At 59.0% G+C, this 26,905-nt stretch carries 18 protein-coding genes and 1 riboswitch; of the genes, 6 read left to right on the top strand and 12 right to left on the bottom strand.

Annotation, left to right across the window (positions count from 1 at the left end; translation table 11 throughout):
- Nucleotides 1-54: 54 nt before the first annotated feature.
- Together AD668_RS15610 and AD668_RS15605 are read right to left on the bottom strand one after the other, a co-directional pair.
- Complete coding sequence (locus tag AD668_RS15610; RefSeq protein ID WP_156322350.1) at nucleotides 55-3,501, bottom strand: hypothetical protein; 3,447 nt, start codon at nucleotides 3,499-3,501, stop codon at nucleotides 55-57.
- A 319-nt stretch (nucleotides 3,502-3,820) separates the two neighbouring features.
- The gene (locus AD668_RS15605) at nucleotides 3,821-4,492 is read right to left on the bottom strand and encodes a bifunctional 2-polyprenyl-6-hydroxyphenol methylase/3-demethylubiquinol 3-O-methyltransferase UbiG (protein WP_053160428.1); all 672 of its coding nucleotides are present in this window, start codon (nucleotides 4,490-4,492) and stop codon (nucleotides 3,821-3,823) included.
- A 579-nt stretch (nucleotides 4,493-5,071) separates the two neighbouring features.
- Here AD668_RS15605 and AD668_RS15600 point away from each other — a divergent pair.
- Nucleotides 5,072-5,719, top strand: coding sequence for a hypothetical protein (locus AD668_RS15600; RefSeq protein ID WP_053160288.1), 648 nt, complete (start codon nucleotides 5,072-5,074; stop codon nucleotides 5,717-5,719).
- 113 nt (nucleotides 5,720-5,832) lie between these two features.
- Here AD668_RS15600 and AD668_RS15595 read toward each other — a convergent pair whose 3' ends face one another.
- From AD668_RS15595 to AD668_RS15570, 6 genes are all read right to left on the bottom strand, one after another.
- Nucleotides 5,833-7,005: a DUF1624 domain-containing protein gene (locus AD668_RS15595; RefSeq protein WP_053160286.1), complete on the bottom strand. Its 1,173-nt coding sequence runs from the start codon at nucleotides 7,003-7,005 to the stop codon at nucleotides 5,833-5,835.
- A gap of 177 nt (nucleotides 7,006-7,182) precedes the next feature.
- A complete protein-coding gene (locus tag AD668_RS15590) occupies nucleotides 7,183-9,429 on the bottom strand; it encodes a TonB-dependent siderophore receptor (protein WP_053160283.1) in 2,247 nt (748 codons plus the stop codon).
- A 272-nt stretch (nucleotides 9,430-9,701) separates the two neighbouring features.
- A complete protein-coding gene (locus tag AD668_RS15585; protein ID WP_053160281.1) occupies nucleotides 9,702-11,738 on the bottom strand; it encodes an LTA synthase family protein in 2,037 nt (678 codons plus the stop codon).
- A 30-nt stretch (nucleotides 11,739-11,768) separates the two neighbouring features.
- On the bottom strand, nucleotides 11,769-12,380 hold the full coding sequence (locus AD668_RS15580) for a hypothetical protein (protein ID WP_053160279.1): 612 nt from the start codon (nucleotides 12,378-12,380) through the stop codon (nucleotides 11,769-11,771).
- The gene (locus tag AD668_RS15575) at nucleotides 12,377-13,675 is read right to left on the bottom strand and encodes an exo-alpha-sialidase (protein ID WP_172681828.1); all 1,299 of its coding nucleotides are present in this window, start codon (nucleotides 13,673-13,675) and stop codon (nucleotides 12,377-12,379) included. Before AD668_RS15575 ends, AD668_RS15580 begins: the two co-directional genes overlap by 4 nt.
- A 105-nt stretch (nucleotides 13,676-13,780) precedes the next feature.
- Nucleotides 13,781-14,056, bottom strand: coding sequence for a hypothetical protein (locus tag AD668_RS15570; protein WP_053160275.1), 276 nt, complete (start codon nucleotides 14,054-14,056; stop codon nucleotides 13,781-13,783).
- 172 nt (nucleotides 14,057-14,228) lie between these two features.
- Between AD668_RS15570 and AD668_RS15565 the strand changes: the two genes are divergently transcribed.
- On the top strand, nucleotides 14,229-15,002 hold the full coding sequence (locus AD668_RS15565) for a ParA family protein (protein WP_053160274.1): 774 nt from the start codon (nucleotides 14,229-14,231) through the stop codon (nucleotides 15,000-15,002).
- A gap of 196 nt (nucleotides 15,003-15,198) precedes the next feature.
- Nucleotides 15,199-15,972 (top strand): transporter, encoded by a 774-nt coding sequence (locus AD668_RS15560; protein ID WP_156322353.1) that lies wholly within the window; start codon nucleotides 15,199-15,201, stop codon nucleotides 15,970-15,972.
- A 57-nt stretch (nucleotides 15,973-16,029) separates the two neighbouring features.
- Here the strand turns inward: AD668_RS15560 and AD668_RS15555 are convergent, their stop codons facing one another.
- The 4 genes from AD668_RS15555 to AD668_RS15540 form a co-directional block, all read right to left on the bottom strand.
- Nucleotides 16,030-16,803 carry an ABC transporter ATP-binding protein gene (locus tag AD668_RS15555; RefSeq protein WP_053160271.1) on the bottom strand — a complete coding sequence of 258 codons (774 nt, stop codon included), beginning with the start codon at nucleotides 16,801-16,803 and terminating at the stop codon, nucleotides 16,030-16,032.
- Nucleotides 16,800-17,816: an iron ABC transporter permease gene (locus tag AD668_RS15550; protein WP_053160269.1), complete on the bottom strand. Its 1,017-nt coding sequence runs from the start codon at nucleotides 17,814-17,816 to the stop codon at nucleotides 16,800-16,802. The genes AD668_RS15555 and AD668_RS15550 overlap by 4 nt, the downstream gene beginning before the upstream one ends.
- Complete coding sequence (locus tag AD668_RS15545; protein WP_053160267.1) at nucleotides 17,813-18,826, bottom strand: ABC transporter substrate-binding protein; 1,014 nt, start codon at nucleotides 18,824-18,826, stop codon at nucleotides 17,813-17,815. Before AD668_RS15545 ends, AD668_RS15550 begins: the two co-directional genes overlap by 4 nt.
- Before the next feature lie 143 nt (nucleotides 18,827-18,969).
- Nucleotides 18,970-19,164, bottom strand: a riboswitch (cobalamin riboswitch).
- A 98-nt stretch (nucleotides 19,165-19,262) separates the two neighbouring features.
- On the bottom strand, nucleotides 19,263-20,537 hold the full coding sequence (locus AD668_RS15540) for a flavohemoglobin expression-modulating QEGLA motif protein (protein WP_053160266.1): 1,275 nt from the start codon (nucleotides 20,535-20,537) through the stop codon (nucleotides 19,263-19,265).
- 233 nt (nucleotides 20,538-20,770) lie between these two features.
- On the opposite strand from AD668_RS15540, the gene AD668_RS15535 reads away from it, so the two are divergent.
- The 3 genes from AD668_RS15535 to AD668_RS15525 all read left to right on the top strand — a co-directional run bounded on the left by AD668_RS15535 (nucleotide 20,771) and on the right by AD668_RS15525 (nucleotide 26,783).
- Nucleotides 20,771-21,037 carry a hypothetical protein gene (locus AD668_RS15535; RefSeq protein ID WP_053160264.1) on the top strand — a complete coding sequence of 89 codons (267 nt, stop codon included), beginning with the start codon at nucleotides 20,771-20,773 and terminating at the stop codon, nucleotides 21,035-21,037.
- Between the two features lie 133 nt (nucleotides 21,038-21,170).
- Nucleotides 21,171-22,328: an HD-GYP domain-containing protein gene (locus tag AD668_RS15530; RefSeq protein ID WP_053160262.1), complete on the top strand. Its 1,158-nt coding sequence runs from the start codon at nucleotides 21,171-21,173 to the stop codon at nucleotides 22,326-22,328.
- A 57-nt stretch (nucleotides 22,329-22,385) separates the two neighbouring features.
- Nucleotides 22,386-26,783: a response regulator gene (locus AD668_RS15525; RefSeq protein WP_053160260.1), complete on the top strand. Its 4,398-nt coding sequence runs from the start codon at nucleotides 22,386-22,388 to the stop codon at nucleotides 26,781-26,783.
- Nucleotides 26,784-26,905: the final 122 nt, after the last annotated feature.

Here is a 26,905-nt window from a genome sequence, read left to right as displayed (position 1 = left end):
TACAACTTTTAGACACCTTTCACGGAATTTTCCAGCGTTGATTTTAATAATTATTCATGCGATTTGCTTTATGTGAATATTGTCTACTCTTGCGGTTCCATAATAGGCTACTAAGTATACTTGTATGCTTGGGGTGGAGCTCTCAATATTTTGAGTCGTTGCTGATATCTTTTTCCAGCTACCTCCTTGTTCTGGTAGTTTTTCATTGAAAATCCGGTGGCCTTCTACAAATAGTGTAAGTTCTGTCAGTTCTGGTCTTGTTGTTGTCCAAAAAATATCTACGCTAATTTCGTAGGTGGCGTTGGCGGATGAAGAAATTTCTTTTCTTACACTTACTTGCTCAGCGTCACTATCCGTATAACTCTCTACAAAGTATTCATCACCGACCTTGGCAATCCTCGTATAGTTGTTCTCGTCGTACCAGCCATCCCAGTCAAAGTTGGTAAAAGTCGAGATACGGTCATACATCGCCAATACTGTAATACGCCACTCCGCCGAAGAGACGTCACTTCCATATAACGCCTTGGCGGTAAAACTGTGCCCGACTGGAGTGAGCCCGGTTACCGTCCGGCTCCATATTCCCGTCACCGGGTCAACGGGTGCCTTGCCCTTGGTAGTGGTGTCATCGAAGATCTCCACCTCCAGCCCTTTGCTCGCCAAGCCGCTCAGGGTCACGCTGGTTTCCACCGTCGTACTGCCGTGAGGCACCGGTTTGCCTTTGAGATCTTTCACCTCGGTAATGGTCGGGGTAACAACCGGCACTACCGTCAAGGTTCGTGCAGCTGACGAGGCGCCCGCGCCGTATAACGCCTTGGCGGTAAAACTGTGCCCGACTGGAGTGAGCCCGGTTACCGTCCGGCTCCATATTCCCGTCACCGGGTCAACGGGCGCCTTGCCCTTGGTAGTGGTGCCATCGAAGATCTCCACCTCAAGCCCTTTGCTCGCCATGCCGCTCAGAGTCACGCTGGTTTCCACCGTGGTACTGCCGTGAGGCACCGGTTTGCCTTTGGGGTCTTTCACCTCGGTAATGGTCGGGGTCACAATCGCGACAGCCTTGATCGTGTACACCTGATCCTTAAACGTCAGCGCATTTTCCACTTTGTTGCTTTTATCCAGCGCGGCCTTGAAGCTCAGCGTCAGTTTGCTGTCATGGGCCAGTTCCTTAAAGTAGCTGTTGATTACCCATTTTTCCCAGAACCCTTGTTCGAACCACGTGCCGTTGACGTAACTGGCGCCACCTGCCCAGATGACGAGATCATGGGCGCCACCGCCGGCCTTGAACCCGGCCAGGCTCATCCACACGTGCTGACCGATCGCCATCAACGGCCAGTCCAGCGCGTGGATGATGACGTTTTTGCTGCCCAGCGTTGAGAGATCCAGCACATCATTGGCATCGGCGTCGGTGATTTTCGGCGAGTTCAGCGAGGTCAGCGGCAAGGTGCCGACGTTCAGCAACCGGGCCGGGGACGGGTGGGCCTTGCCGTTGCGGGTGATGGTGAAGGTGAGGGTGACTGTTTTGCTCAGGTTGAAGGCGAGCACGCTGACCGGCAGGGCGACTTCAAAGCCGGTTTCGCTGACCGGCTTGGCTTGAGTGGTGTGCGAACCGCCCGCCGCGGTGCCCGCCGCGCCCTTCCAGGTCACGCTCAGCAGGTCGCTGGGCAGCAGACCCGCCTGAGGAATGACGGCGGTCAGTGCGTCCTTGGCCTTGAGGGGCTGCAAGGTTTTCCCATCGGCTTCGGCTTGTTTGATGCCGGGCGGGGTTTCCAGCTTGAACGCCTGACCGACCAAAAATTCCAACGGATTTGAATAACTGGTTGTATCGCTCTCCTTGCGCCAGATGCGATAGCTGGCGGTGATGTTCTTGCCGCGGTTGGCTTCGATGTGCTGGGCGACAAAGGCGGCGCTCAGGTTGAAGGGCACATTCTTGTCGGCGTTCAGCGCATTGATGTCAATCGTGTCTTCGGTCTTGCCGCTGACCTCGCCGACCCAGGTGTAGGTTACCTTGTCGCCGGATTTGGTCGGCGTTGCGGTGGGACGCGGGGCGGTCAGTTGGCTGGTGCCGTTGGCCAGGTCGGCAGGCTCCAGGGCACCGTCCTTTTCGCCGAGGACAATGGGTTTGACCAGCTCGAATTGCGGCTCGCCGACGAGCAGCTGGGCGGCGGGCCGTGAACCACGGCGGACGATCTCGCCGTCCTCGTCAATCAGCAGGTTGTACGAAAGGTCCAGCTTGCCCCCTTTGAGGGTCTTGAGGTGTTTGCCCTCGACGAGGATGGTAAAACCCGCCGGGTCTTCGGCCTCCTCTTTGTTCGGAAAGAACCACTCCAGGGCCGGTTGATAGCTGCTGTTATCGGGACGGGTGCCGAACCAGATGAGTTCGATCGCCGAACCGAGCACAATCAGCGGATCAAACGGAATGCGGATGCGGATGTTGGTCAGATCGGGGTCGAGGCTGCCGTGCTGTGCATCGTCGGCAATCGGCGCGGCCAGGCGGGTGGCCTCGCCCACGACCTGGACAAACCGCCCTTTGGAGCGCAGAGGGTCGGGGCTGCCGGCGCGGGTCACTTGATAAGAGAAGATGGCCTGGGTTTTCGCCAGTTTGCGCACCTGCGCATTGTCGACTTCGAACTCGTAAACGTGCGGCAGGTTGTTGACGGTTTGCGGGTCGGTGGTGACTTCGACAGCCTCGCCTTCGAGGGTGGTGCCACGCAACTTCACAACGATTTCATCGTTCGACTCAAAAGGCGGTGAAGTGCCCCACACCTGAACCGTGACGTCGGCGTCACCCAGTTTCTCAAGATCAAGTACGTTGTTCTGCGTCTCCTCGACGATCGCGGCGGGCAGCAGGCTGATATCGGTGGCAACAACGATGCGGGTTTCCTTGCACCAGTCCTCTGCCTCGTTGTTCACCAGGTCGTGCACGATGAAGCTCACGGCCAGGCCCGCACTGTCGGAGTCGCCTGCCGCCTCGATGGTGTCTTTGGTGATGGTAATCAAAATCGGGTTGTTGGCCGGGTCGCTGATCTGTAGTGCCGTCAGCGGGTCGGAATACTGGTACTTCCCGCCCCAACTCACTTTGATCACATCCCCCACGGCGGCGTCGGGGTAAGGGCTGCCGTTGCCGGATTCGGCGCGAATGACAATGGGCACGCCCTGCTCAGCGGTTTCCTTGTCCACGCCGCCGTCGACGATCTCCTGCGGGATGTACATGAACAACTCGGAATGGCCGTACCCCGGGTCGAGGTCCTGGCCGCCGGGCAGTTCGAATTTGACGTAGAGCTTGACGGGCGGGGTTAGGGTTTCGGCCTGTTGATTGAGCCGGGTCACCCGGTAGCTCAACGTGTGAGAGCCGGTTTGCCAACGATGCGACGCGACCCACAGGATGACAGGTTGGCCGATTTCCGTAGCGTCCGTCAGGGTGTGTTGGTCGACCACAGTCGTGCCGTTGAGCAACAATTCGACCTTGTCGCCCAGGCCTTGGGTGGACCACTCCAGAATTTCCACCTTCAAACCCTTGCCGGGGTAGTTGTCCTGGGCGGCGGCGCGGTTGATGCCCCATTCGCCGGAAGGCCATTGCGGTTCGGTGCGACCGGGGATGTTCGGATCACGCAGGGCCAGAGGGGCGGGGGTTTTCGACGGTTGAACGAGCATGGCGGGAACTCCTGTCGCGAAGGAAGAGGGGCGCGAGTGGAGGTATTTAAGGCGTGCAGGGCGTGGGCTGGCTACTGTCAGAAATAACAGGTTGAGGGGCTTTTCCGATGGACGGTGGGAGGGGGGGCGCCGGCTGTCGTAGATGTGACTGCAGGCGGCTTGTCTGCAGCACTCAACCCCGTCGTTCGGCCTTTAGCAACAATGACTGCGGCATCGGGCTTTGCGGATGCTGCGGCTCCTGCAAAGCGGTCAGCTGAAATCCGGCCATGTCCAGCGCATTGAGCCAACTCGACAAACTGCGAAAGTACCAGGGCATCGGTTGCCACTGGCCCGCGAACCCGGCGAAGGTTTCTTCCCGCCAACCGTCCTGATAGTCGCCCGCTGCAACGGTCCACGGATGCAATGTCTGGATCAGCAACGTGCCGCCGGGAACAAGGAGGGCATTCATCGCGGCGAGTAGCGCAATGATGTCCTGATGCAGCAGGGCAAAGTTGGCACAGATCAGGTCGTAGTCGCGACCGATATCCACTGTCGTCTCGACCAGGGCTTCATAGCTTGCCAGGTGCACCGCAGAAGAACCCGCCATGCGCGCCGCCTCGACCAGTGTCGCGTCACCGTCCACACCGACGACTGTAAAACCCCGTTCAGCCAGCGCACGCAACAGCCAACCTTCGCCGCACCCCAGGTCAAGTACACGCTCGGGTTGACAGCCCAGCACTGCAAACACAATGGCCTGGTCGGTGACTTGCTGGCGGCTGGCGATGGCGCCGCTGCGGATCGCTTCGATCCAGGCGTGGGCGTTGTGGTGCCAGGTTTGGAGGAGGGTGGTTTGCGGGTCAGGCATCTCGATGTCCGGCGTTGTGGGTTCGATGCAAGGATAGAACAACCAACCCTCAAGATGAATAGTATGATTATTTAATAGGGTCGAAGCGAAATGGGCGCTGCTCGCTATTTCGAATCCTGTCTGCCGAACATCAACTAATGGATCCAATGAAGTCAATGTTGAAGTTCATGTAAGCAAGCAGCCCAGTGGTCATAAGGGTTTGCGGAAAAGTTGGATCGTTAGTTTCGTTGCAGATAGATTGAATCTTTCCACCGTTTGTCGGTCGCCTGATCAGAAAATGAACAAAGCTGCGATTGTGGCCTCTGATTCAGCAGCAGGTCATCCATGGCTTGCCCCAGCAGTTGCGACTAAAAGTGGAAATTGAACCGCATAGGCATTGAGTTGCAGATGGGCGTTTTTTATCTGAAATTCAGGAGGCAGTGACCCGTCTATCGTTGATTTTGCAGGCAAATCAACGGTACTAACCGTGTCAAATCCATGATTTGGCTTATCTTATATAAGTAAGGTCGTGCAGGTATTAATTAATAAAAAACCTGTTAGCTATCGATCTGTACTGTGCAATAAGGTGGAGAAAATACCGTGGCGATAAATACAATTATGAGCCTGCTCGAAAATAAAGAATTGATGGAGTTCGTACGCCTGGGCGTTGTTTACGCTCATTTGCTGGCGTGTTGTGTTGCCATCGGTTTGGTATTGACCAGTGATATCGCGATGGTGCGAGACCTGTTGAAACGGAAGTTGTTGACTGAACATGATAATGCACACATGGAGAGTCTTCAGAAATCTGTCATCGTTGCACTGATCACGCTGTGGGTAACGGGCATCGCTATCATTGGTATTGATTACCTGGAAAAAGGCATCGATTACTTTGCCAATCCCAAGCTTCAAGCCAAGGTGATTATTGTCGCGCTACTGAGCTACAACGGCGTGTTGCTGCATCGCCTGGTATTGCCTGCACTGCAAAAGGCAGGCTCTTTGCTCGATCTCGGATTCAGCGCACGGATGCTGGCATTGGCCTGCGGTTCTTTGTCGGCAGTGTCCTGGATGTATGCCGCCATGCTGGGTGTGGGGCGTCCTCTGGCATGGAAGTATTCCCTTTCGGAACTGTTGATGGCCTATCCGGTACTGATTGTGTTCGGTTTCCTGACGATGCTGGCATTGACGCAGCGGGCGAAACAACAGGGCACCTCTGTTACTGCTCAGGGCGCAGTCGCTGGCGCCTGCTAAGGCCGTTCTGCGGGTAAGCCTTGCGGGTTTGCTCAGCGTTTGATCATTGGCGACCTTTTTGTGCAGGCGACACAGGCCTGTATCAGAAAGGTCGCTTTTGCTTTCTGCGCTCTTTAGAAGTACTTGAGCCAGGTGATGTCGCGACGGCGCGCCTTCAGTGCAGCAAACCAGCGCACCGGCCAATAAAGCGCCAAGGCGAGTATTACAGCCATCAACCAGACTCCCCGGATTCCATCAAAGCCGCAGTAGCTGCCCTGATTCAAACCGAATGTCGCTACGCAGGCCAGGTACAGCACTTTAAGTACATACAAGTGCAGGATGTAAAAGAACATCGGCGCGGCACCGAACACGGCCAGAACGCTGATCCACTGTCGCTGGCGACTGCGCTCGAAACTCAGGAGCAGCAACAGGCCCATTCCCAGGGTCAGGGCGAGGAACAGCAGCGAAGGCGGGTATTTGGTGATGTTGAAAAAGCTCATCAGCGTGAGTGTGGTGTTGTCGTAACTCATCCAGTGCGCTTCGCCATAACCATTGAGCAAACGCAGTGCGAAGAAACCGAGCAGGGCGCCAACACCTGCCAGCCATAGTTTTCGCTGGCGTTGTTCAGGGGAGGCGGAGTCGGTGAACCAAGGGCCAATGCAGTAGCCCAAGGCGATTACACCGATCCACGGCAATACCGGATACGACGTTCTCAGGCGGACACTGTCCGAGAGTTCGATCCAGCCGCGATCATGCAGAATCGCCCAAACCCCATGCATCGGCGAACCCTGCGCAACGTGCAACGCGTCGAGAAGGTTGTGTCCGGCAATAATGATCACCGCGATCGCAAACAGAATCGAACGAGGCAGCCTTACCAGCACGGCGAGCGCGATCATGCTGATACCGATTGCCCAGATCACCTGCAGATAGATCACAGTGGGAGGGAGCTGGAACGTCCAGGCAAAGTTCACCAGGGTGAGTTCCAGTAGCACCAGCACCAGGCCGCGTTTGAACAGGAAGGCTGCCACATCGTTTTTACCCTGGTGCTTTTCTGCGAACAGGTAAGCGGACAGGCCTGTGAGCAGCACGAAGACCGGGGCGCACAGATGGGCCAGGGTCCGGCTGAAAAACAACGTTGGCTCGGTGGCATCGATGTTCATTGGATCAGAAACCTGGCGATGCAGGAAAAACGTCTCCCGCACGTGGTCCAGCAACATGAAAAGAATGACCAGACCCCGAAGGGCATCGATGGACAACAGTCGCTGGCTTGATTTTGCTTTGGTTGAAGGGCGTTGGTGGGTAGTCATTCAGAAGTCGCTGGCAGGAGAGCAGATCAACCCCGATTAATCGGGCACTTAATTGATATAGTATAACATCCAAAGTTGCCTGATTCTCACTGACGCGCAAAAACTCCGATCAGCACAAAGCACAACACCGGCGCAAGGCCGGTGTCGTGTTTTTGCATCGTTTGCGCTTGTGGGGGCTTAGAAACGATACTTCGCCGACGCCGTAATGCTGCGCGGTGCACCGTAGGTGAGGGCGCCGTAAGCATCGAAGATGTCGAAGTACTTCTCGTCGGTGACGTTATCCGCGTTGACCTGAGCCGAGAGGTTTTCGGTAATCTCGTAGCGCGCCATCAGGTTGACCAGCGCATAGGCATCCTGCTGGATCTTCTCTGAATTCCCGGCCGGATTGATGGCATAGGTGTAAATCGAGTCTTGCCAGTTGACCCCGCCGCCGATCGTCAACTTGTTGAAAACACCTGGCAGACGGTAAGTGGTGAAGGTACGCAACAACTTCGTCGGGTACAGGGTGTTGACGTCGTCGCCGTTGGCATCGTCGGCGGTGAACTGGGTGTAACCCACGGTTGCATTCCAGTCGGTCGCGAGTTCGCCCGAGACTTCCAACTCAAAACCTTTACTGGTCGCACCTTCGCTTGCCTCGTACGCGAAGCCGCCGACCGGGTTTTCAGGGTCGATCAGCTCGCCAGTATTCTGCCCCAGGTTATCCTGCTTGATCTGGAAAATCGCAGCGGAGGCGTTCAAGCGGCCATCGAAGTATTCACCCTTGAGGCCGATTTCACTGCTCTGGCCAACGATAGGGTCCAGTTCCTGCCCGTTGCTGTCGCGTACCGACTGCGGCAGGAAGATTTCGGTGTAGCTGGCATAGGCCGAGAGGTTGTCGTTGAGGTCATAGACGACGCCTGCATAAGGGGTCAGTTCGTGATCGACATCGGTCTTGCTCACTTGCGAGAAGACGTCATCGGCGGTCTTTTCGTACCAGCTCTCACGTGCACCCAGTATCACTTTCAAATCATCGGTGACGTTCAGGCGGGTCGCCGCATACAGCCCTTTCTGCCGGGTTTCGCTATAGCCGTAGTCGGTCCGCGGGCCCCAGATCGGTTCCGGGAAATTACCCTTGTAGGCATCGAAGTCGGCCACACCGTCAAAGCCGGTTTGCGCGTTGAGTGCATCGGCATCGAATTTCTGCTTGCTGTCCACGTAACCGAAGGCCACTTCGTGCTCACGGCCCAACAGCGAGAACGGGCCGTTGAAGCGGATACCGTAGTCGTCCTGGGTGGTCTCGGTCTTGTAGGTCGCCGGGAACGAAAACATCCCGGAGCTGCCGTTCTGGCCGGGATTGCCAGAGAGGTACAGCAAGGACGAGTCGCCAGTGCGCTCGCCACGGTTGTAGCTGAGGTTGACCTGCCAGTTGTTGGCGAAGGTGTGGTCGAGATTGACGAAGTAGGTGTCGTAGGTGGTGTCCCACTTGCTCCACTTGGCGGAGGTTGTCTTCGAGCGGCTCCAGTTGGTGCGGCTGCCGTCTGCGTACCAGACGGGCAGGCCACCCCACATTGGCGAGTCGGCGTTGCTTTCCTGATGGCTCAAGCCGAACCACAATGTGGTGTCGGGCGTCAGGTCGATGTCCATGGTGCCGTAGAGGGTCTGGCGCTTGTTCGAGTTCATGTCGATCCAGGTATCGCCCTCGTTGGTCTCCCCGACCAGTCGCGCACGAACGGTGCCTTCGGAGTTCAGCGCCGTGGACACATCGGCTTCGACGCCGTAGGTGTCCCAGGTACCGGCGCTCAGTTCGAGCGAACCCTTAAGGTCTGTGCTGTAGGCGCGCTTGCGCACCATGTTGAGGGACGCGGAAGGATCGCCGGCACCGGTCATCAAGCCGTTGGCGCCACGGACCACTTCAACGCGGTCGTACATGGCCAGGCTGCTGAAAATCTCCCCCGAGCTCCAGGGCTGTTCATAGATGGTAGGTACACCGTCGATCATCAAAGAGTTGAGCTCAAAGCCACGGGCGTTGAACTGTGCCCGGCTGGTCTCGTAGCGGTTGACCGACACGCCCGTGGCATTGTTGACCACGTCGAGGATGGTTTTCAGATCCTGGTCTTGAATGCGCTGCTGGGTGACGACGCTGACTGACTGCGGTGTTTCGCGCAGCGACATGCTCAACGGGGTGGCCGTGCGCGCGGCGTCCGTCGTGTAAGAGTTGGTGCCCTCGGTAACGCCGACTTGCCCGGCGGTGGCCGTCTCGGTGATCGCGATAGGGTTGAGAACCACCGAGCTTCCGTTCTCGGTCTGTTCCGCTGCCTGCACAGTGGGCGCAGAAAAAGCGACACCGGCTGCAAGCATGTGTACTGCCAGAGCCAGAGGGCGCATGACCAAAGGCGAGCGCGGGGTAACGGCGATTTGTGAACACGGAAGGGCGGTGGCGGACATGCGAACTCACATTTAATTTGTGTTATTTGAGAATCGCTATCATACGCATATGTATTCTGGCTGGGAATACGAATCGAACTCAAATGGGAAGCTTTAACAAACGCGTGCTGTCGGCAAATGTCCGGATGGTCCGGTTCGAGAGTGTTCAAGCGCGGGGCGCAGGCTGACGCCGAGGATTGAAATCCTCGGTGCAGGCGATGGCCTTCAAGTTTTTTTGGGGAGGGCAAGGAGGGCCGCGCCTGGGAGAACCCTGGGCGCGGTGTCGCGGGAAGTTACTGACGCACGTTCTGGTACAGCATCAGCCGTGAGGTTTCATGCATGGCGCGGGTCAATTCCGACAGGCGTTTGAACTCTTCCGGATTTTGCGCTGCCACGTTGTCCAGCGGCGTTTTCGAAGCCAGGTCGTGGAGCGTTGGCGAGCTGCCGTCGTGTTCCATCTGCACCATGTAATGTTGAGTCACACCGGCGATCAACGGGAAGGTTCCTTCACGCAATACCAGCGGCACCACGCGTTCACCTTCGGGTGCGGGCTGCTGGATGTCACGGCCCATGCCGCTGTTGCGGAACTCAAGCCCGGCCATGCCCGCCACGGTGGGCAGCAAGTCCACCAGGCCAACCGCTTCCTCGACCTTGCGTGTGCCGAGCAAGCCCGGGGCGTGGATGATCATCGGTACTGCGTTGCTTTCCAGGCCCAGCTGCTCATAAGCCGGCGCCAGGAAAGGGATCTGCGCGATGCGGGTGTTGTGGTCGCCAAACAGCACGAAAATCGTGTTGTCGTAATAGCCGCCGGCCTTGGCGATCTCCATCAGGCGGCCGATGTTGAAGTCCAGCAGGCGCACGGCATTGTATTGCTCGACGCTGCGCGATCCTGCGGCCTGGACTTCCTCGAGGGTAGGGTGCTTGACCTCAAACCCGTCGTTGGTCTTGGGAATCGTGAACGGACGATGGTTACCGGCCGTCTGTACGTACGCAAAGAAGGGCTTGTCCTTGGGCAGCGCTTGCAGGATCCGGTCGGTTTCCTTGAACAGGTCCAGATCCGAAATGCCCCAGACATCCACCACAGGGGATTTCCAGTCGCGCTCTTCATAGAGATGAATGCCGTCGATGCTTTGGCGAATCAACGCATTCATGTTGGCCCAGCCGGAGTTGCCGCCGATGGTGTAGATCTTCTCGTAACCGGTGAAGGCATTGACCAGTGAGTGCTGCCGGGTGATCAATGGGTTACGTGTCGCAGTCTCCTGACGCGTGACGTCAGGAACTCCGGTAATACTCGCCCATACGGTTTTTGCAGTACCTGTTACCGGCACATAGAAGTGCTCGAAGAACCAGCTCTGCGTGGCCAGGCGATCGATATTGGGCGTCGGATTGATCGGGTTGCCGTAGGCCCCGACGGCGCTGGTGCCCAGGGATTCAAGCATGACGAACATCACGTTCGGCGGTCGTGATCCCGGTACTTTGTAGGGCTGTGGTGCTTGGTGGCGGACGAAATTGAGGGTATTCGGGTCGGGCTGGTCGACGCCCAGATAGTTGGCCATGACCGGGTAATGCTCGCGCACCTGCGCTTCGTCATAGCGCGACTGGCCGACTTTAAGCGTGTCGTAAAGGAAAATGACCGGGTTCAGCCCCAGTGCAGCCACCTGGTTATTGCCCGAGAAAAAGGCATCGCTCCAGCGCAACGGCACAGGGTTTTCCAGGTTCATGTTCTCGACACGACCCAAAATGCCCAGCAACACCAGGATCACCATCAATGCGCTCCCCCATGTGGCGGAGAGCGGGTGAATCGGTCTGCTGCGACGGTCCAGTGTCACGCGTTCCAGGCGTACCAGAATCCAGGTCACCAACGCGACGGTTGCCAGCCAACCCAGGGAGATCCAGATAACCGGGTAGGTTTGCCAGACCATGTCGCGGGAAATCTGCGCATCTTCGAGGAAACGCAGGACGGTGGCGTTGATCCTCATGCCCAGGTACGCGTAGTGCCCGAAATCGATGATGTAGATCAGCAGCAGGGCGCTCAGGGCGATGACGATATACAGGCGCGCGACTCGGCGCAGCAAGCGGCTGGTGATCAGGTTCCAGCGAGGAATCCAGGCCAGTATCGCCAGCGGTAGCGTCACCAGGATGGCCAGGCGCAGATCGAAACGAAAGCCGATGCCCAGGGTCTCAAGGACGGCATCGTCGCCGATCAGGGCTTTGACGTCGAAGCCGGAAAAGCCGAAGAAGAACACCACCCGCAGCAACGCGAACAACGCAAACAGGCACGCGGTTGCGCCCAGCCAATAATGCAACCGTCTCGAATGCAGCCAACCCATCAATGTTCCCCTGTTAAAAATGTCGTTGAATCAAGCGGGTCGATTCGGCACTGAAGTGCGCTTTTTACTCAGCAAACCATATGCCCAGCGCGTGGCAAGCATCAGCAGGGAGGCGCAGCAATACAGACCCAGCAACGGATCGATCAGATAATCCCAATAGTTCTGCGAAGGTTTTATCCCGACGATAAAGGCCAGCGTCGCGGTGGCCAGCATCACGACCGCAAGACCGTTGCGCAGGTAAAACAGGCCCAGGGTGAGCAGGGCGAAGAAAATCAGCATCGGGCGCGGGCTGTAGCCGAACCGATAAGGGTCCAGGTCACTCAGGCCCATGGTTGCCGGGTACAGCACCAGGGCCATGATGGCGAACAGGATCAGTACGCAGGTTTTCCCTTGCCGGGCCGCTGGCAAAAAGCCCAACCGACGCAAGCAGAACCAGGCCATCAACACCATTGAGGTAATCGCCAGGTCATCGATATGGCTGCGCAGGTACGTGGCCAGCGACAATCCGTCCACGGGTATGAAACTGGCGCCCAGCAAGGCGAACAGTAATGCGATGCGCCAGGCCCGTTTCAGGCCAAACGCCGGCAGCAGGAGGAAGGCGATCATTGCGAAGCTGAGGTGGGCTTGCCAAAGGCTGATCATTTGAGACGCTCGGAAAGCCACGCCTCGTTGAAGGTGACGTGCTTGATGAAAGTGTTGTTCCAGGAATAGACCAGGTGATACATGCCGTCTGGACTGCGGATGAAGTAGGGGTATTCATATTCAAACTCGCACCCCCGGACCTTGCAGCCACGGGTGTCGAGATTTTTCAGGAACTGCGCCTCCAGCGGTTGGCGAAGCGCACCACTGGAACCGCGGAACTCATTGCCCATGATTTCCTTGTAGGCTTTGGGTGAAACCGGGTCCCCTTCGGGATCAGGCGACTTGTCCAGATCACCTAACGAGCGCCAATCGTCCATTTTCGCGTCGGTACCATAAAGGCTGAGCTTGTAACGCCCCTCCTGCAAATCATTGAGCGCCACCAACAATCCGTGTTCGGGGGTTGCAACAGCCGCCAGCGAGGAATTGGGGTTCCATGGGTTGAGCGGATAAGGCTCGCTCCAGGTTTGCCCGGCATCTTCGGTGCGGGTTGCCAGAACGCGGTGATGGGTGTTGCCGGCATAACGCAGCAAGGCAATACCGCGCTGCCCATCCAGCGGAACTACCGTGGGTTGCAACGAGTTTTTGCCGTGGCTGATGCGATATTTGTCGATCACATCACCGTCTGCACTCAGGTAGAGATACTCGGCAAACTTGCCCAGAAACTCGTGGTAGACCGGTAAGCCGATGGAGCCGTCGGCATGAAACACCGGCGCCGAGCGCACCAGGGTACTGATGTTCAGAAAGGGCGAGGTGATCAGTTGGCGCGGAGCGGACCAATGCTCGCCGAAGTCGTCGGAGACCATCACGTTCACCGCGCTGCCGGCCCAGCCGCCCATGGACACGGAAACGTAGAACAACCACAGGCGATTATCCGGCGCGAGTGCTATCACCGGATTGCCCAGTTTGCGGATATAGCGTTGGGTTCCCTGCTGGGTTGACTCCCGAGTCGCCAACACCTGTTCGGCACCCCATTCGCCGGTTTTCACGTCGAAACGGGCCGAACGCACCTGCACATCGGCGGCGCCTTCGCGAGAACCGGCAAACCACACGGTCATCAAGCTTCCGTCAGGCAAGGCCGTGACCGCCGAGGAATGCACGAAGTCCACGAGCCCGGAGGAGGCGAAACGGCTGGTATAAATGGGTTTGGCCACTTGATTGGCCACCGCCTTCACTGGACTCATCAATGCAAAGGATGAGTGCGTGTGGGCAGGGTTGATGAACCATGCGACCGCAAAGAGGCAAGCCAGTGCAACATAGGCACCGAGGGCGGGAATACCGGGAAATTTGATGCGCATTTTTAGGCTAGGCATCTCTTGGCCCGGTCGAGGAGCGTAACCTATCATCTATAGTTGCAAAGCAGGTTTTTGGCAAATAGAGAAATTGTAAGTAAATGTTACTGTTCACCATTGCTCGCTCCTGAGGGCGTTCGCTACCCTGGTCTGGATCGCTTCTGAGTACTGGGATTTCAGCTCTTTGATTAAAGGCCCCAGGATAGGGTTCGCCTTGAACCGCGCCAACAGATGCTCAATCACCCGATCGACTTTGGCATAGGCAGCCGTAACGCTTGAGGGTATCAGCGGATCAAACTCGATCCCTTCCATCTCGATATCGAGTCGTTTCAACACGGACTCGGCATCCAGAATCTGATGCCGTATCTCAGCCAGTGAACAGTGCATCGTTGACCTCCTTGTTTTGCCATATAGGCAAGTCGCTTGTTAACTGCTGTGGCGCAGCGGTCAGATCCGGCATCCGCTGTCTTAAAAGTGAAACAAAATTGTCGCGCAGAAATATTACTGAAATATTTCAATCCTATGATCCATGTAGGATTTTTCTCAGGCTGCCTGTCTCATGCGTCGAGCTGTGTTCAATCAAAAAGGCGGGGTTGGCAAATCCAGCATCGCCTGCAATCTGGCGGCTGTCAGTGCTGCCGAAGGCTACAGGACGCTGCTGGTGGATCTCGATCCACAGGCAAACTCGACCCACTACCTGACGGGGCTGACCGGGGATGACATCCCCATGGGGATCGCCGACTTCTTCAAGCAAACCCTGTCCAGTGGCCCGGCCAGCAAAAGGAATCGGGTGGCCATCACCGAGACCCGCTATGACAATCTGCATCTGGTCACGGCCAGTCGCGAGCTTGCTGACCTGCAGTCGAAGCTGGAGTCAAAATTCAAGATCAACAAGCTGCGTCGTTTGCTGGTAGAACTTAGCGAAGATTACGAGCGCATTTATATCGATACGCCGCCGTCCTTGAATTTCTATACGTTCAGCGCATTGATCGCCGCCGAGCGCGTGTTGATTCCATTCGATTGCGACAGCTTTTCTCGTCAGGGGCTCTACAGTGTCATCGCGCAAGTGGCCGAGTTGCGCGCCGACCATAACGAGTCGTTGATCGTGGAAGGGGTGGTGGTCAACCAGTTCGTGGCGCGAGCCAGCCTGCATCAGACGCTGATCGACGAGTTGGTGGCAGAAGGCTTGCCGGTGTTACCGGATTACCTGAGCAGCACGGTGAAAATGCGTGAATCCCATGCAGTGTCGGTGCCCATGATCCATCTGGCGCCTCGCCATAAGCTTTCATTGGAGTTTGTCAGCCTGTTTTCCACCCTGGAACGTGCCAGTTGATCGCAGGATGACTGCTCGGGTTTCCTGCAGAAAATTGCACTTCCCTGACTTTTGCCTACGCTTTGCACGTTCACAGTCCTATCCAGGCAAGCTCTAACGCTACAGCCTGTGGGGCGGCGGTGTGCTCTTGACCTCAAGGTGACCAGGCATGGGGAATGACAAGCAATCCAAGGGCATCGGTGCAACTTTGGCGCTAATGCTTTGGTTCATGCCCGCTGCCCATGCCGAGGACTCGGCGGAACTGGCCAGGAAAGCACTCAACCCGGTGGCCGCGATGTACAGCCTGCCGGTGCAGTACAACTGGGATCAGAAAATCGGCCCGACCGGTGACGGCATGCACAGCGTCACCAATATCCAGCCGGTGCTGCCTTTCACTCTCAATGATGAGTGGAACCTCATTTCCCGCACCATTTTGCCGGTGATCGACCAGCACGGCCTGGCACCTGATGGCGCGGCGGACAGATCCGGTGTGGGTGACATCACCCAGAGCTTTTTCTTCTCGCCGAAACAGCCGACGGAGAGCGGCTGGATACTCGGTGCCGGCCCGGCGGTTTTGATTCCGACCGGCAGCGACGAGTTGCTCGGCAATGAGCAATGGGGGATCGGCCCGACGGCGGTCGCCCTGAAGCAGGCCAACGGCTGGACACACGGGATTCTGGCCAATCATGTCTGGGGCCTGGACGGCAGCCCGCCCGATGGCAAGGACAAGGTCAACCAGACTTTCCTGCAACCCTTCCTTTCCTACACCACCAGCACCCTGACCACGTTCGGCGTGAACACCGAGTCGACCTATAACTGGCAAACTCGCGAATGGTCGGTCCCGGTCAATTTGACTGTGACGCAGTTGTTGAAAATCGGTGGCCAGCCCTTGACGGTGCAAGCAGGGCCGCGTTACTGGCTCGACACCCCTGAGGATGGTGCGCAAGGCTGGGGAGGGCGGTTCGCCATTACGCTGCTGTTTCCTCGGTGAGGGCAACCTTCGAGCCCAAGTCAAAGCCAGGTGGACCGGGCCGGCAATCCATAAAAGTCAGGTAGAACGCAAACGCAGGATCTGCGCGCCATCGAAAGGGTCCGTCAGGTAGTGCGCGTGTACCCCAAAGGTGTCCAGCAAGCGTTGCGGGGTCAGGACGTCGAGCGGTTTGCCCAGCGCTACCAGGCGCCCTCGCTCAAGCACCGCCAAACGATCACACGTCAGCGCCTGGTTCAGGTCATGCAGCGCGACCAACGTGGTCACCGGCAACGATTGAACCACCTTCAAAATGATCAACTGATGCTGGATGTCGAGGTGATTGGTCGGTTCGTCGAGCAGCAGGATCCGGGGGCGCTGAGCCAGTGCCCGGGCGATGTGCACACGCTGGCGTTCACCCCCCGAGAGACTGCCCCAAATGCGCGTGCGCAGGTGCATGGCATCGACGTCGTGCAAGGCTTGCAGGACGATGGCAGCGTCTTCGTTCGACCAGGGTGTCAAGGCTGACAACCAGGGCGTGCGCCCCAGCGCGACGGCGTCGAACACGCTGATCGCGTCGTCGGTGTCGGCCTGCTGCTCAACCACCGCCAGGCTTTGCGCGATGCTTCGACGCGACAGTTCGCCCAGGCGTTGGCCAGCCAGCCGAACTTCGCCGGCGGTGGGTTGGCGTACACCGGCGAGCAGTTTCAGCAGGGTGGATTTGCCCGAGCCATTCGGCCCGACGATGCCCAGGGTTTCACCCTGGTGGACATCCAGGCCGATATCGCTCAGTAACCCGGCGTCGCGCACCTTGAAACTCAGACCGCTACAGCTCAGTACGCAGGTGGCACTCATCGGGCGTTTCTCCGGCCAATCAGGATCAGGGCGAAAACCGGCGCGCCAACCAATGCGGTGATCACGCCGACGGGAATGACCTGGCCCTTGATCAGGGTGCGCGACAGCACATCGGCCGCGATCAGGAACACGGCCCCTCCCAGGGCACTGGCGGGCAACAGACGAGCATGTCCGGTCCCCAGCAGCAGGCGCGCAGCGTGGGGAATGACCAGGCCGACAAACCCGATGGAGCCGACAATCGAGACGATCACGGCGGTCACCAATGCGGCGCAGCCGATCAGCAGAAATTGCACCCGACGCACCGGTATGCCGAGCGATGCGGCCGAGTCAACGCCAAAGGTGAAGGCATCCAGAGCCCGACGGTGCCACAGGCACACCACCAGACCTGCCACGGCAACCGGCACCGCCAGCCCTACCGACGGCCAACGCACACCGCTCAGATTGCCGAGCAGCCAGAACATGATCCCGCGCGCCTGTTCGGAACTGGCTGACTTGGTGATCAGAAAGGCCGTCAGCGCGTTGAACAACTGCGAACCGGCGATGCCCGCCAGAATGATCTGGCCAGTACCGCTGGAACGCCCGCTGACCCGAGCCAGTAATATGACCAGGGCGAAAGCGGTCACGGCTCCGCTGAAGGCGCCCGCGGATAACGAAACCATTCCGGCGCCCACGCCGAGCAGTGCCACCAGCACCGCTCCGGTCGAGGCGCCCGCACAAATGCCCAATAGATAGGGGTCCGCCAGGGGGTTGCGCAGCAGCGATTGCAAGATCACTCCGCAGGTCGCAAGCCCTGCGCCGCAGGCGGCCGCTACCAGTGCACGGGTCAGGCGATAATTCCAGACAATGCCTTCATCGATCGGATCAAGCACGTATCCCGCCGCCCACAGCTTGTTGGCCAATACCTCAAACACCACGCCTGGGGCTATTGCCGTTTCACCGATGGCCACACCGGCGATCACTGCTATCAATAGCGTGGCGAATGCCAACAGGACCCGAATTGTGATCGCCGTCATTTCGACAAGTCGTAGCCGTTGATGGCGTTGGCCAATTGCTCGACGCCATCGAACATCCTGACACTGGCCTGCAGGGCCAGGGCATCAAGGATGATGATGCGGTCGTTTTTCACCGCGTCCATGTTGCGGGTGACGGGATCGCTGCGCAAAAACGCCAGCTTCTTTTGATAGTCGTCAGCCGAAAAACGGCGGCGATCCATGCGTGCAATCACTAAAAACGTCGGGTTGGCCTTGGCTATGGTTTCCCAGCCTACGGTTGGCCATTCTTCATCGGACTGCACCACATTGCGCACGCCCAGGGACTTGAGCATGAAATCGGCAATGCCCTTGTGGCCGGCCACATAGGGATCGAGGCCCATATCCGCGCTGGAGAACCAGACCAGTGCGCTGGTGTGCCGCAAATCCTTTTTTTGTACTGACGCGACGGACCGGGCAAGGCCGGCCTTGAGTTCGGCATTGAGTTGATGGCCGCGCTCGGGCACATCGAAAATCTCTGCCAGCTGGCTGACGCTCTTGTAGATACTGTCGATGCGAAAGGGCTGCAGGCGTGTGCCGTCGGCACCGACCAGGTTGTCCTTGGCTTCGCAATCGGACGGCAGGAGGTAGGTTGGAATGTTCAGTTCGTGAAATTGTTCGCGGGTACCCACAGCGCCTTGCGGGCCGACCATCCACTCAAGTTCCACAGCGACCAGTTCCGGCCGCTTGCCGATGACGGCTTCGAAGCTCGGTTCGTTATCGGCCAGGCGCTCGATCCTGTCGTTCTGCGTCTTGTACTGGCCCAGCACCTCGTTGAACCACAGGGAAGTCCCCGTGACCTTGTCGCCGAGCCCCAGGGCATAGAGCATTTCGGTGCCGGCCTGGCCGATGGTCACGGTACGCGTCGGGGCGTGCTGGAAGGTCAGCGTGCTGCCGCAGTTCTTTAGCGTCAACGGATAGTGAGTCGAGGTTGCAAAGGCCTGCGAGCACAGGACCCAACCGGTGATGAGGGCGACAACGCGGTGCAGCAGCATGATGCAATCTCCATTTGTACCGTACACGGAGCAGGGGAGTACGGTCTGGAAACACACAATCAAACGCTGCCGCTGGAGCAGAGCAAGGCCGGGTTCAGGCAAAAAACACGCGGCAAGGATGTCCCTTCCGGACACCCCGCCGGTTAGTGATGTTCTGTGCCGGCAGGTCTCCTGACTGATGCGTCATCGCCATGCTCCAGCCTTCCCGGATTCGATCCAGTGGCAATAAAGAAGCAGGCTCGGCATCTACAGTTGCGGGGGCAGTTCCGTTCGATGCGACAGGCGCATCTCGGATTCCCTATTAATCCCGTTTGGAAACCGGCGCGGTATGGTAGTCGATCATGCCGGGCAGGGCTAATTCAGTGCACACAAAAAACCTGCATGTGCGGCGGGCAGAGGTGGTGGATACCGCGCAAACCGTCGCGTGATGCCCTGATCACAGGGCGCTGGCATCGGCCTCGTGTTCGTCAGCGAATGCCATGAACACGTCCAGATCGAGGACATCCAGCGGGATCCGGGAAATGAAGGCAGAAAAGGCCAGGTTCGCGGCGAGCCGACGCAGATCGCTGGCCCAGGCCGGAAGATAAACCGGGCCCTGGAGCCAGCCGGAGTCGAACAGTGGCGCCAGGCGCAGGGTGTCTCCCAGGCTGAGGCGTCCGGCAAACAGATGGTTGACCAGTTCCGGGCGATTATCGCGGATCGCGATGCGCAACAGGGTATGCACGCCAAGCAGGCCGGTGAGGTACGCGGCATCCTTGGTAAAGGCCGAACCACCCCGCAGGTCGGCGCCACGGAATATCCGCTGGGTTGAGCGAAAGGACTCCTCTGGTGACTGACCGGCCGCCACAAACCCTTCAAACACCTGAATGAAGTCGGCCCCGTTCAGCGCCTGTTGAACCCCCAGTACGCGCAGCGCCAGGCGCCGCAGGCGGTTGATGTCCATGCTGCCGGTGAAGAGCTCGGCGAGGGTGGCGATGCCCTCTTGAGTCTGGGTCGTGCGGGGAGCTCCCAGACCGAGACTCTTCAGATTGGGTTGGCGTGCGCCGTTTTGTGCCGTCGCCACATGCACGAAGGCCTCATGTTGCAATAACTGGTTTTTGTCCAGTTCCGAGAACAGTGCGCTGGCGCGCAAGCGAATGCGCGTTGAGCCGGCGATCGCCTTGGCTGCCAGGGAGGGGTCGAGAATGACTGAAATTCGACCCGGACCGAAAAAATTGTCCAGTTCCGGTTGCATCCAGTCGGCGAAGGTCTGGGCCGGGATATCGGCTTCGCTCGGCGCAATTCGGCTGCCGCCGAGCAATGCATCGGTGGTCTCGAGGAAAAAACGCGCCGCGTCCAGCATGGTCAGTTTCAGGCGCGGGTAATCGAAATCCGGACGCCGGTACAACGCTGAGGAATATTGAGTGAACGCAGGGGTGCCTATGGCGCCGAGCATCCGCCCGGCCATGGCATAGCTGCGCGCTGTCACGGCCAGGTGATGCCCGGCCGGATGCTGCTGATCGCAGCGGCCAGCAAACGTTTCCAGAGCGGCGATGTCGGCACTGTGATCACGCGGCGGCAGTTCGACGCGAGGTAATCGGGCTTTACCGCCACGCCAATGCTCCAGGAAGTCTTCCTCCACCCCGTCCGGCCAGGCCAGGGCGTCCAGTACGCGGATCTTGCAGGCCAGTCGGGGCAGTGCAGCATCGAGTTCGGGCAGCGAGGCGCTCATGGATATCTCCTTGCAGCAAGCGTTCATCGCCAAAGTTTAGTCGCTGCCCGGGGGCATTTTGCGAACTTTGCACATAACGCTCCTTGCGGGACTGCCCTTGGAGCCCTATCGTCAGATCTCATGTGCCACAAAGCAGTTTTGTGGGTTTTGAGCGAACAATGTCAGGCACATTTCCCTGAACATCGCCGGTGAGCCTGAGACGCGACCGGAAGATTTCGAATTGGAGAACGATCATGATTCGCACGCACAGTTTGAAGGCTCTGGCAGCAGCGTTCATCGTTGTCGCTGGCGCGCAGTGGATATCGCTACCAGTCTACGCGACCGAGCAGGGTGAACAGCGGCGTGACGCGCGCGATACCCGCCAGGATGGGCGCTCCACGGCACGGCAAACCAAGCAGGATTGCAGAAAGAGCAACGACAAGACCAACGTCGATTGCCGCCAGGAAAAGCGCAGCACCAAGCAGGATACCCGTCGCGAGGCCCGGGACATCAAATACTGATCCTCGGGCGACCGATTGCCTGGATCATGATGCGCGCAGCCAGGCGACAGGCTGGTATGACCGCTAAGCTTTGCTTCGCCGGGGTGCAATTGTTGCCTTGGAATGCCGATATCTGACAAGGGAGTCGCCCGCCATGAGCGTCGAACAGCGTCATTACACTGCGCCGACCCTCCTGGTGGTCGATGACACGCCCGATAACCTGATGCTGATGACCGATCTGCTCAAGGATCGATACCGGGTCAAGGCCGCCAACAGCGGTGAGAAGGCGTTGCGGGTATTGCAGGGCGATACGCTCCCGGACTTGATCCTGCTCGACATCATGATGCCCGGGATGTCCGGCCATGAAGTGGCGCAGCGGCTCAAGCGCGACCCGCGCACCCGCGACATTCCGATCATCTTCCTGACCGCCATGGCCGGGACCGACGATGAGATCCATGGCCTGGAGCTGGGGGCGGTCGACTACATCACCAAACCGATCAGGCCGGCGCTGGTACTGGCGCGGGTCGATACCCAGCTCAAGCTCAAGGCCGCTAAAGACTTCCTGCGCGATCAAAACGACTATCTGGAAAAGGAAGTGCAGCGCCGGACTCGCGAAGTGATTGCGATCCAGGACGTGGCCATCCAGGCCATGGCTTCACTGGCCGAGACGCGTGATAACGAAACCGGCAACCATATCCGCCGGACCCAGCATTACATCAAGGTGCTGGCCGAGCATCTGCGTGAACATCCGCGTTTCAGTCACTTCCTCAGCGAGGAGACCATCGAGCTGCTCTTCAAGTCGGCGCCGCTGCATGACATCGGCAAGATCGGCATTCCCGACCATATCCTCCTCAAGCCGGGACGCTTCACCGAGGAAGAGTTCGAGATCATGAAAACTCATACAACGCTGGGGCGTGACGCCATCCAGCATGCCGAGGATGCGCTGGGCATTCGCGTCGACTTCCTCAATCTGGCCAAAGAGATTGCCTACAGTCACCAGGAGAAATGGGACGGCAGCGGGTACCCGCAGGGGCTGGCGGCTGACGACATTCCCATCAGCGCCCGGTTGATGGCGGTGGCCGATGTCTATGACGCGCTGATCAGCCGGCGGGTCTATAAATCCGGAATGCCCCACGAGCAAGCCGTCGAGATTATCCGGCAGGGGCGAGGCAGCCACTTTGACCCGGACATCTGCGACGCCTTCCTGGCCTGCGTTGAACAGTTTCGGGCTGTTGCCGAGCGTTTCGCCGACACCAATCAGGACATGGCAGCCAAACAGGCCGCCCTGGAACGTAGCGGCCAGTCGCTTTGAGCCCGGTACTTCCCACTCCCTTCACCCGTATTTTTATCAGGATCACGAGGACAGGCCATGGCCGGATTGCGCACCCTGCTTGAGCGCCTTGCGCTTCTGCACAAACTGATCCTGGGGTTTGCCGCGCTACTGCTGTTGGTGCTGGTGCTCGGTGTACAAAGCCTGCGGACCCAGCATTCGCTGGAGCAGGACATGCAGAACCTCTACCTCCAGGAACTGGTGGGCATGGAGTACTTGCATGAAGCGCGGGTGCAACTGCCCCATATGATGCAAGCACTGCAGCGTGCGGTGGGCACCGACAGCGCATCGATCCGCGTCGAATCCCTGCAGCAGTTGCATGACATCCAGAATCGGCTGCAGCTTTCGCTGGCCCAGGCCAAAGTGACCCTGCGGCGGGCGGAGAATCTGGCGCGTCTCGCCGAGTTCGACCTGCTGCTGCAACAGTTGCAGCGCCATGGCGATCACGCCTTTCAATTGATCGATCAGGGCCAGCAGAGTCAGGCGTTGGTGCTGCTCAATAGCAGTGAGTTCCAGCAACTGGCTCAGCAGGCCGACACCCTTTTGTACGCGATCGCCCAGATCAAGGAAGCCTCGATTCGCGACACGGCCAAGGACATTGCCGACTATGCCGAACGCAGCACCCTGCTGACCTACATATTGTTGTTCGGAGGCCTGTCGCTGGCGCTGCTGTTGTCCTGGCTGGTCAGCCAGTCGATTCGCAATCCGCTCAACCGGGTGCGGGTGGCCGTGGACCAGTTGGCCGCCGGGCAGCTTGACCAGCCGATCCCTCACACCGACATGAATAACGAAACGGGTGACCTGGCACGGGCCATCGCCAAACTGCAGAGCGAGTCGCAACAGCTTGAGCACCAGCGCTGGATCAAGTCGCATACCGCCCAGTTGCAGGTTGATCTGCAACAGGCTGAAACGCCCGCCGAGTTGGCGCAGGTGTTTCTGCAATGCATGGCCAGCCTGCACGGAATCTGCCAAGGGGTGCTTTACAGCGCGAACGAGGATGCTGGAACGCTGTTACTGATGGGCCGTTATGCCACCGATGCCGAGCGGCCACCGCAGGCAAAAGTCTTGTTCGGCGATGGCCTGTTGGGGCAGTGCGCGGTGGATCGCCAGCCCCGTCAGTTTCAGGCGCTGCCGGAGCATCAATGGCGTTTGCATTCGCCGCTTGGTGAGATGACGGCCAGTTGTTTGCTGCTGCAACCCATCGTGCGCAGCGAGCGGCTGTTGGGCGTACTCGAACTGGCCGGGCTGGAGCCGTTGGGCGAGCGCGAATTACAGCTGTTGCACGAGGCCACGCCACGCCTGGCTGCCGCGATGGCGATCCTGGAGCGTAACCAGGCGGTCAAGACGCTGTTGGCAGAAACCCGTCGCCAGGCCAATGAAATGGCGGAACAGGCGCTGCAACTGGAAGAACAGGCCAAGGCGCTCGAAACCCAGCAGTCGGCCTTGCGTGCGACCGAGGCGTGGTATCGCGGGATCATCGAAGCGGCCCCGGACGGCATGCTGGTGGTGGATGCCGACGGAAAGATCCTGCGAACCAATCGCCAACTGGATCAACTGTTCGGTTACGCGGCCGGTGAGTTGCTTGGCGAGAAAATCGAACGTCTGGTGCCGGTCGCCAGTCGAGAGCGCCACGTGGGGCTGCGCAAGGACTTCGTGGCCCACGGCGACACTCGCCAGATGGGAAGCTATCTGGATGACCTGCAAGGGGTGCGCAAGGACGGCAGCCACTTTTCGGCAGAGATCAGCCTGTCGCATCTGCCGAGTCTGGACGGGGGTGAAACCTGCGTGTGCGCTTCGGTGCGCGATGTCAGTGAGCGCCGTCAGTTGCAAGCGGCGCTCAAGGCCAGTGAGTCGCAGTTGCGCGCCGTGCTCGACAGCAGCCCGGTGGCCATGGTGATCAGAGACTTCGATGGGCGTCCGAGCTACTGCAATCCGCAGTTCAACAGTTTGTTCGGAACCCGTCTGGCTGAACTTGAGGGGACGGATCCGGCGCAGTTCTGGGTCGATCCGCAGGCACGCCAGCGCTTTCTCGCTGCGGCCTCTCAAGGTCAGGTGCTGAATTTCGAGACCACGATGCAGCGAGCCGGTGGTGAACGCTTCGACGTACTGGTGTCGGCTGTCTCGATGACACTGGGCGAGCGGGGCATGGATGCCAATTGGTACTTTGACATCACCGATCGCAAGACCGCCGAGGCCGAGGTGCAGCGCGCGCGCGAGGCTGCGGAGGAGGCGACCCGGGCCAAGAGCGACTTCCTGGCCACCATGAGCCACGAAATCCGCACACCGATGAACGCCATCATCGGCATGAGCCATCTGGCGTTGCGCACCGAACTCGACCACCGCCAGCGCAACTACATCGAAAAGGTCCATCGCTCGGCCGAAAGCCTGCTGGGCATCATCAACGATATCCTCGATTTCTCCAGGATCGAGGCCGGCAAGATGAACCTCGAACACATCCCTTTCCATCTCGAGGACGTGCTCGACGGCTTCGCCAGCATGATTGGCCTGAAAGCCGAGGACAAAGGCCTGGAATTACTGTTCAACACGGCGCCTGAACTGCCGACTGCGTTAGTCGGCGATCCGTTGCGCCTGGGCCAGGTGCTGATCAACCTGGGCAACAATGCGACGAAGTTCACCGAGCAGGGCGAGATTGTGCTCGGTGCAGAACTGCGAAGCGCCGAAGGTGAGCAGGCGCAGTTGCATTTCTGGATGCGCGACAGCGGGATCGGCATGAGCGCCGAACAATGCTCGCGCATGTTTCAACCGTTCAGCCAGGCCGACAGTTCCACCACGCGTAAATACGGCGGCACCGGGTTGGGGCTGGCCATCTCCAAGCATCTGGTGGAACTGATGGGCGGGACAATCTGGGTGGAGAGCGAGCCGGGCCTAGGCTCCACTTTTCATTTCGAGGTAAGCGTGGGCGTGCAGCGCGACGGCCATCTGCGCCGCATGTTGACCGCCGACGAATTGGTGGGCAGCCGTGTGCTGGTTGTCGACGACAACGCCACGGCGCGCGAGATTCTGTCCGACATGGCGCGCAGTTTTGGCGTCGAAGTGGACGTCGCGCAAAGTGGCCGAGCCGCATTGGCCATGTTGGTGGAAGCCGAAACCAGGACGCTGCCCTATGACCTGGTGCTGATGGATTGGCGTATGCCCGGCATGGATGGCGTGGAGACGGTGCGGCAGATGCAGGCTGCCAAACTGATGAAAACGCCGTCGGTGATCATGGTCACCGCGTTCGGTCGCGAAGAGGTCCGCGAAGAAGCCAGTCGGCACGGCCTTCAATTTCCGGTGGTACTGACCAAACCGGTGACGCCGTCGACGTTGCTGGAGGCGCTGGGCACAGTACTGGGCAAAATTCCTCACGTCGATACCCGGGCCAACAAGCGCACCGACCAGAGCGCCAGCGCCATGGCCAGCCTGCGTGGCGCGCGATTGTTGCTGGTGGAAGACAATGAGCTGAACCGTGAGCTGGCGTGTGAATTGCTGGAAAGCGCGGGCATCGAGCTGTTGCTGGCCAATCATGGCAAGGAAGCGCTCGACCAGTTGGAGCGGGACCCGCACTTCGATGGTGTGTTGATGGACTGCCAGATGCCAGTGATGGACGGGTATACCGCAACCCGCAAAATACGCGAGCAGCCTCGTTGGGCGAAGCTGCCGGTGATCGCCATGACGGCCGACGCCATGGCGGGGGACCGCGAGCGGGCGCTTGCCTGCGGCATGAACGATCACATCTCCAAACCCTTGAACGTCGATGACATGTTCGCCACGTTGGCCAGGTGGATACATCCGGGACCGGGTCGCGGCGCTCCTGTTGTGGTCATTTCACCGCTCACGACAGAGTCTACAGACGTGCTGCCGGCCAACCTTCCCGGTATTGAATTGAGTTCAGGCCTGAGCACGTGTATGGGCAAGGTCGAGCTCTACCTGCGCCTGCTTCGCAAGTTTCGCACCAGCCAGCAGTCTTTTAGCGCCGAGTTCCTGGCGGCCCGGGCTGACAGCGATCCGCAGATGGCAATCAGATTGGCCCACACCTTGCGCGGGACGGCCGGCAACATCGGTGCTATTGATCTGGCGGACGCCGCCGGCATCCTGGAACAGGCGTGCCTGAGCGGTGGAGCAGGGCAGGACCTGACAGATTCGCTGGTGGAGGTCGAACGCTGCCTGGCCATCGTGCTGGCAGGATTGTCGGTGCTGACCGAACCGACAGCACCCATAGACGCCGTCACCGCACCCTTCAATAGCGAATGGCAGACGCAATTGGCCCACGTCCGGCATCTGCTGGCCGAGAGCGACACGCTGGCGCTGACCGCCCTGCACCAACTGCAGGGGCTGGCATCAGGCCCTCGGCTCGTCGAGCAGTTGCACCGGGTGGTCCAGCAAGCGGAGAGCTTCGATTTCGATCAGGCGCTGGAGTTGCTCGAAAACCTGTCCTGATCAAATCCGGGGGAAATGGTCGGAAACTTCGACACGCTGCCTGAACCGGGCTTTACTGAAATTAGCCGTGCAGATTGCCGTGGGGTCGTAATCATAGGCGGGTTCCTGAGGTCAGAACACAT

The organism is Pseudomonas sp. P1.8 (assembly GCF_001269805.1).
Taxonomy (GTDB): domain Bacteria; phylum Pseudomonadota; class Gammaproteobacteria; order Pseudomonadales; family Pseudomonadaceae; genus Aquipseudomonas.
This window is presented reverse-complemented; position numbering and strand designations above follow the sequence as displayed.

Excerpts from the sequence above, each read along its gene's own strand:
- AD668_RS15560 (WP_156322353.1), top strand. The coding sequence starts at position 15,199 with ATGCTTTGGTTCATGCCCGCTGCCCATGCCGAGGACTCGGCGGAACTG.
- AD668_RS15565 (WP_053160274.1), top strand. The coding sequence starts at position 14,229 with ATGCGTCGAGCTGTGTTCAATCAAAAAGGCGGGGTTGGCAAATCCAGC.
- AD668_RS15605 (WP_053160428.1), bottom strand. The coding sequence starts at position 4,492 with ATGCCTGACCCGCAAACCACCCTCCTCCAAACCTGGCACCACAACGCC.
- AD668_RS15525 (WP_053160260.1), top strand. The coding sequence starts at position 22,386 with ATGGCCGGATTGCGCACCCTGCTTGAGCGCCTTGCGCTTCTGCACAAA.
- AD668_RS15585 (WP_053160281.1), bottom strand. The coding sequence starts at position 11,738 with ATGGGTTGGCTGCATTCGAGACGGTTGCATTATTGGCTGGGCGCAACC.
- AD668_RS15530 (WP_053160262.1), top strand. The coding sequence starts at position 21,171 with ATGAGCGTCGAACAGCGTCATTACACTGCGCCGACCCTCCTGGTGGTC.
- AD668_RS15545 (WP_053160267.1), bottom strand. The coding sequence starts at position 18,826 with ATGCTGCTGCACCGCGTTGTCGCCCTCATCACCGGTTGGGTCCTGTGC.
- AD668_RS15580 (WP_053160279.1), bottom strand. The coding sequence starts at position 12,380 with ATGATCAGCCTTTGGCAAGCCCACCTCAGCTTCGCAATGATCGCCTTC.
- AD668_RS15540 (WP_053160266.1), bottom strand. The coding sequence starts at position 20,537 with ATGAGCGCCTCGCTGCCCGAACTCGATGCTGCACTGCCCCGACTGGCC.
- AD668_RS15595 (WP_053160286.1), bottom strand. The coding sequence starts at position 7,005 with ATGACTACCCACCAACGCCCTTCAACCAAAGCAAAATCAAGCCAGCGA.
- AD668_RS15555 (WP_053160271.1), bottom strand. The coding sequence starts at position 16,803 with ATGAGTGCCACCTGCGTACTGAGCTGTAGCGGTCTGAGTTTCAAGGTG.
- AD668_RS15575 (WP_172681828.1), bottom strand. The coding sequence starts at position 13,675 with ATGCGCATCAAATTTCCCGGTATTCCCGCCCTCGGTGCCTATGTTGCA.
- AD668_RS15535 (WP_053160264.1), top strand. The coding sequence starts at position 20,771 with ATGATTCGCACGCACAGTTTGAAGGCTCTGGCAGCAGCGTTCATCGTT.
- AD668_RS15550 (WP_053160269.1), bottom strand. The coding sequence starts at position 17,816 with ATGACGGCGATCACAATTCGGGTCCTGTTGGCATTCGCCACGCTATTG.
- AD668_RS15570 (WP_053160275.1), bottom strand. The coding sequence starts at position 14,056 with ATGCACTGTTCACTGGCTGAGATACGGCATCAGATTCTGGATGCCGAG.
- AD668_RS15590 (WP_053160283.1), bottom strand. The coding sequence starts at position 9,429 with ATGTCCGCCACCGCCCTTCCGTGTTCACAAATCGCCGTTACCCCGCGC.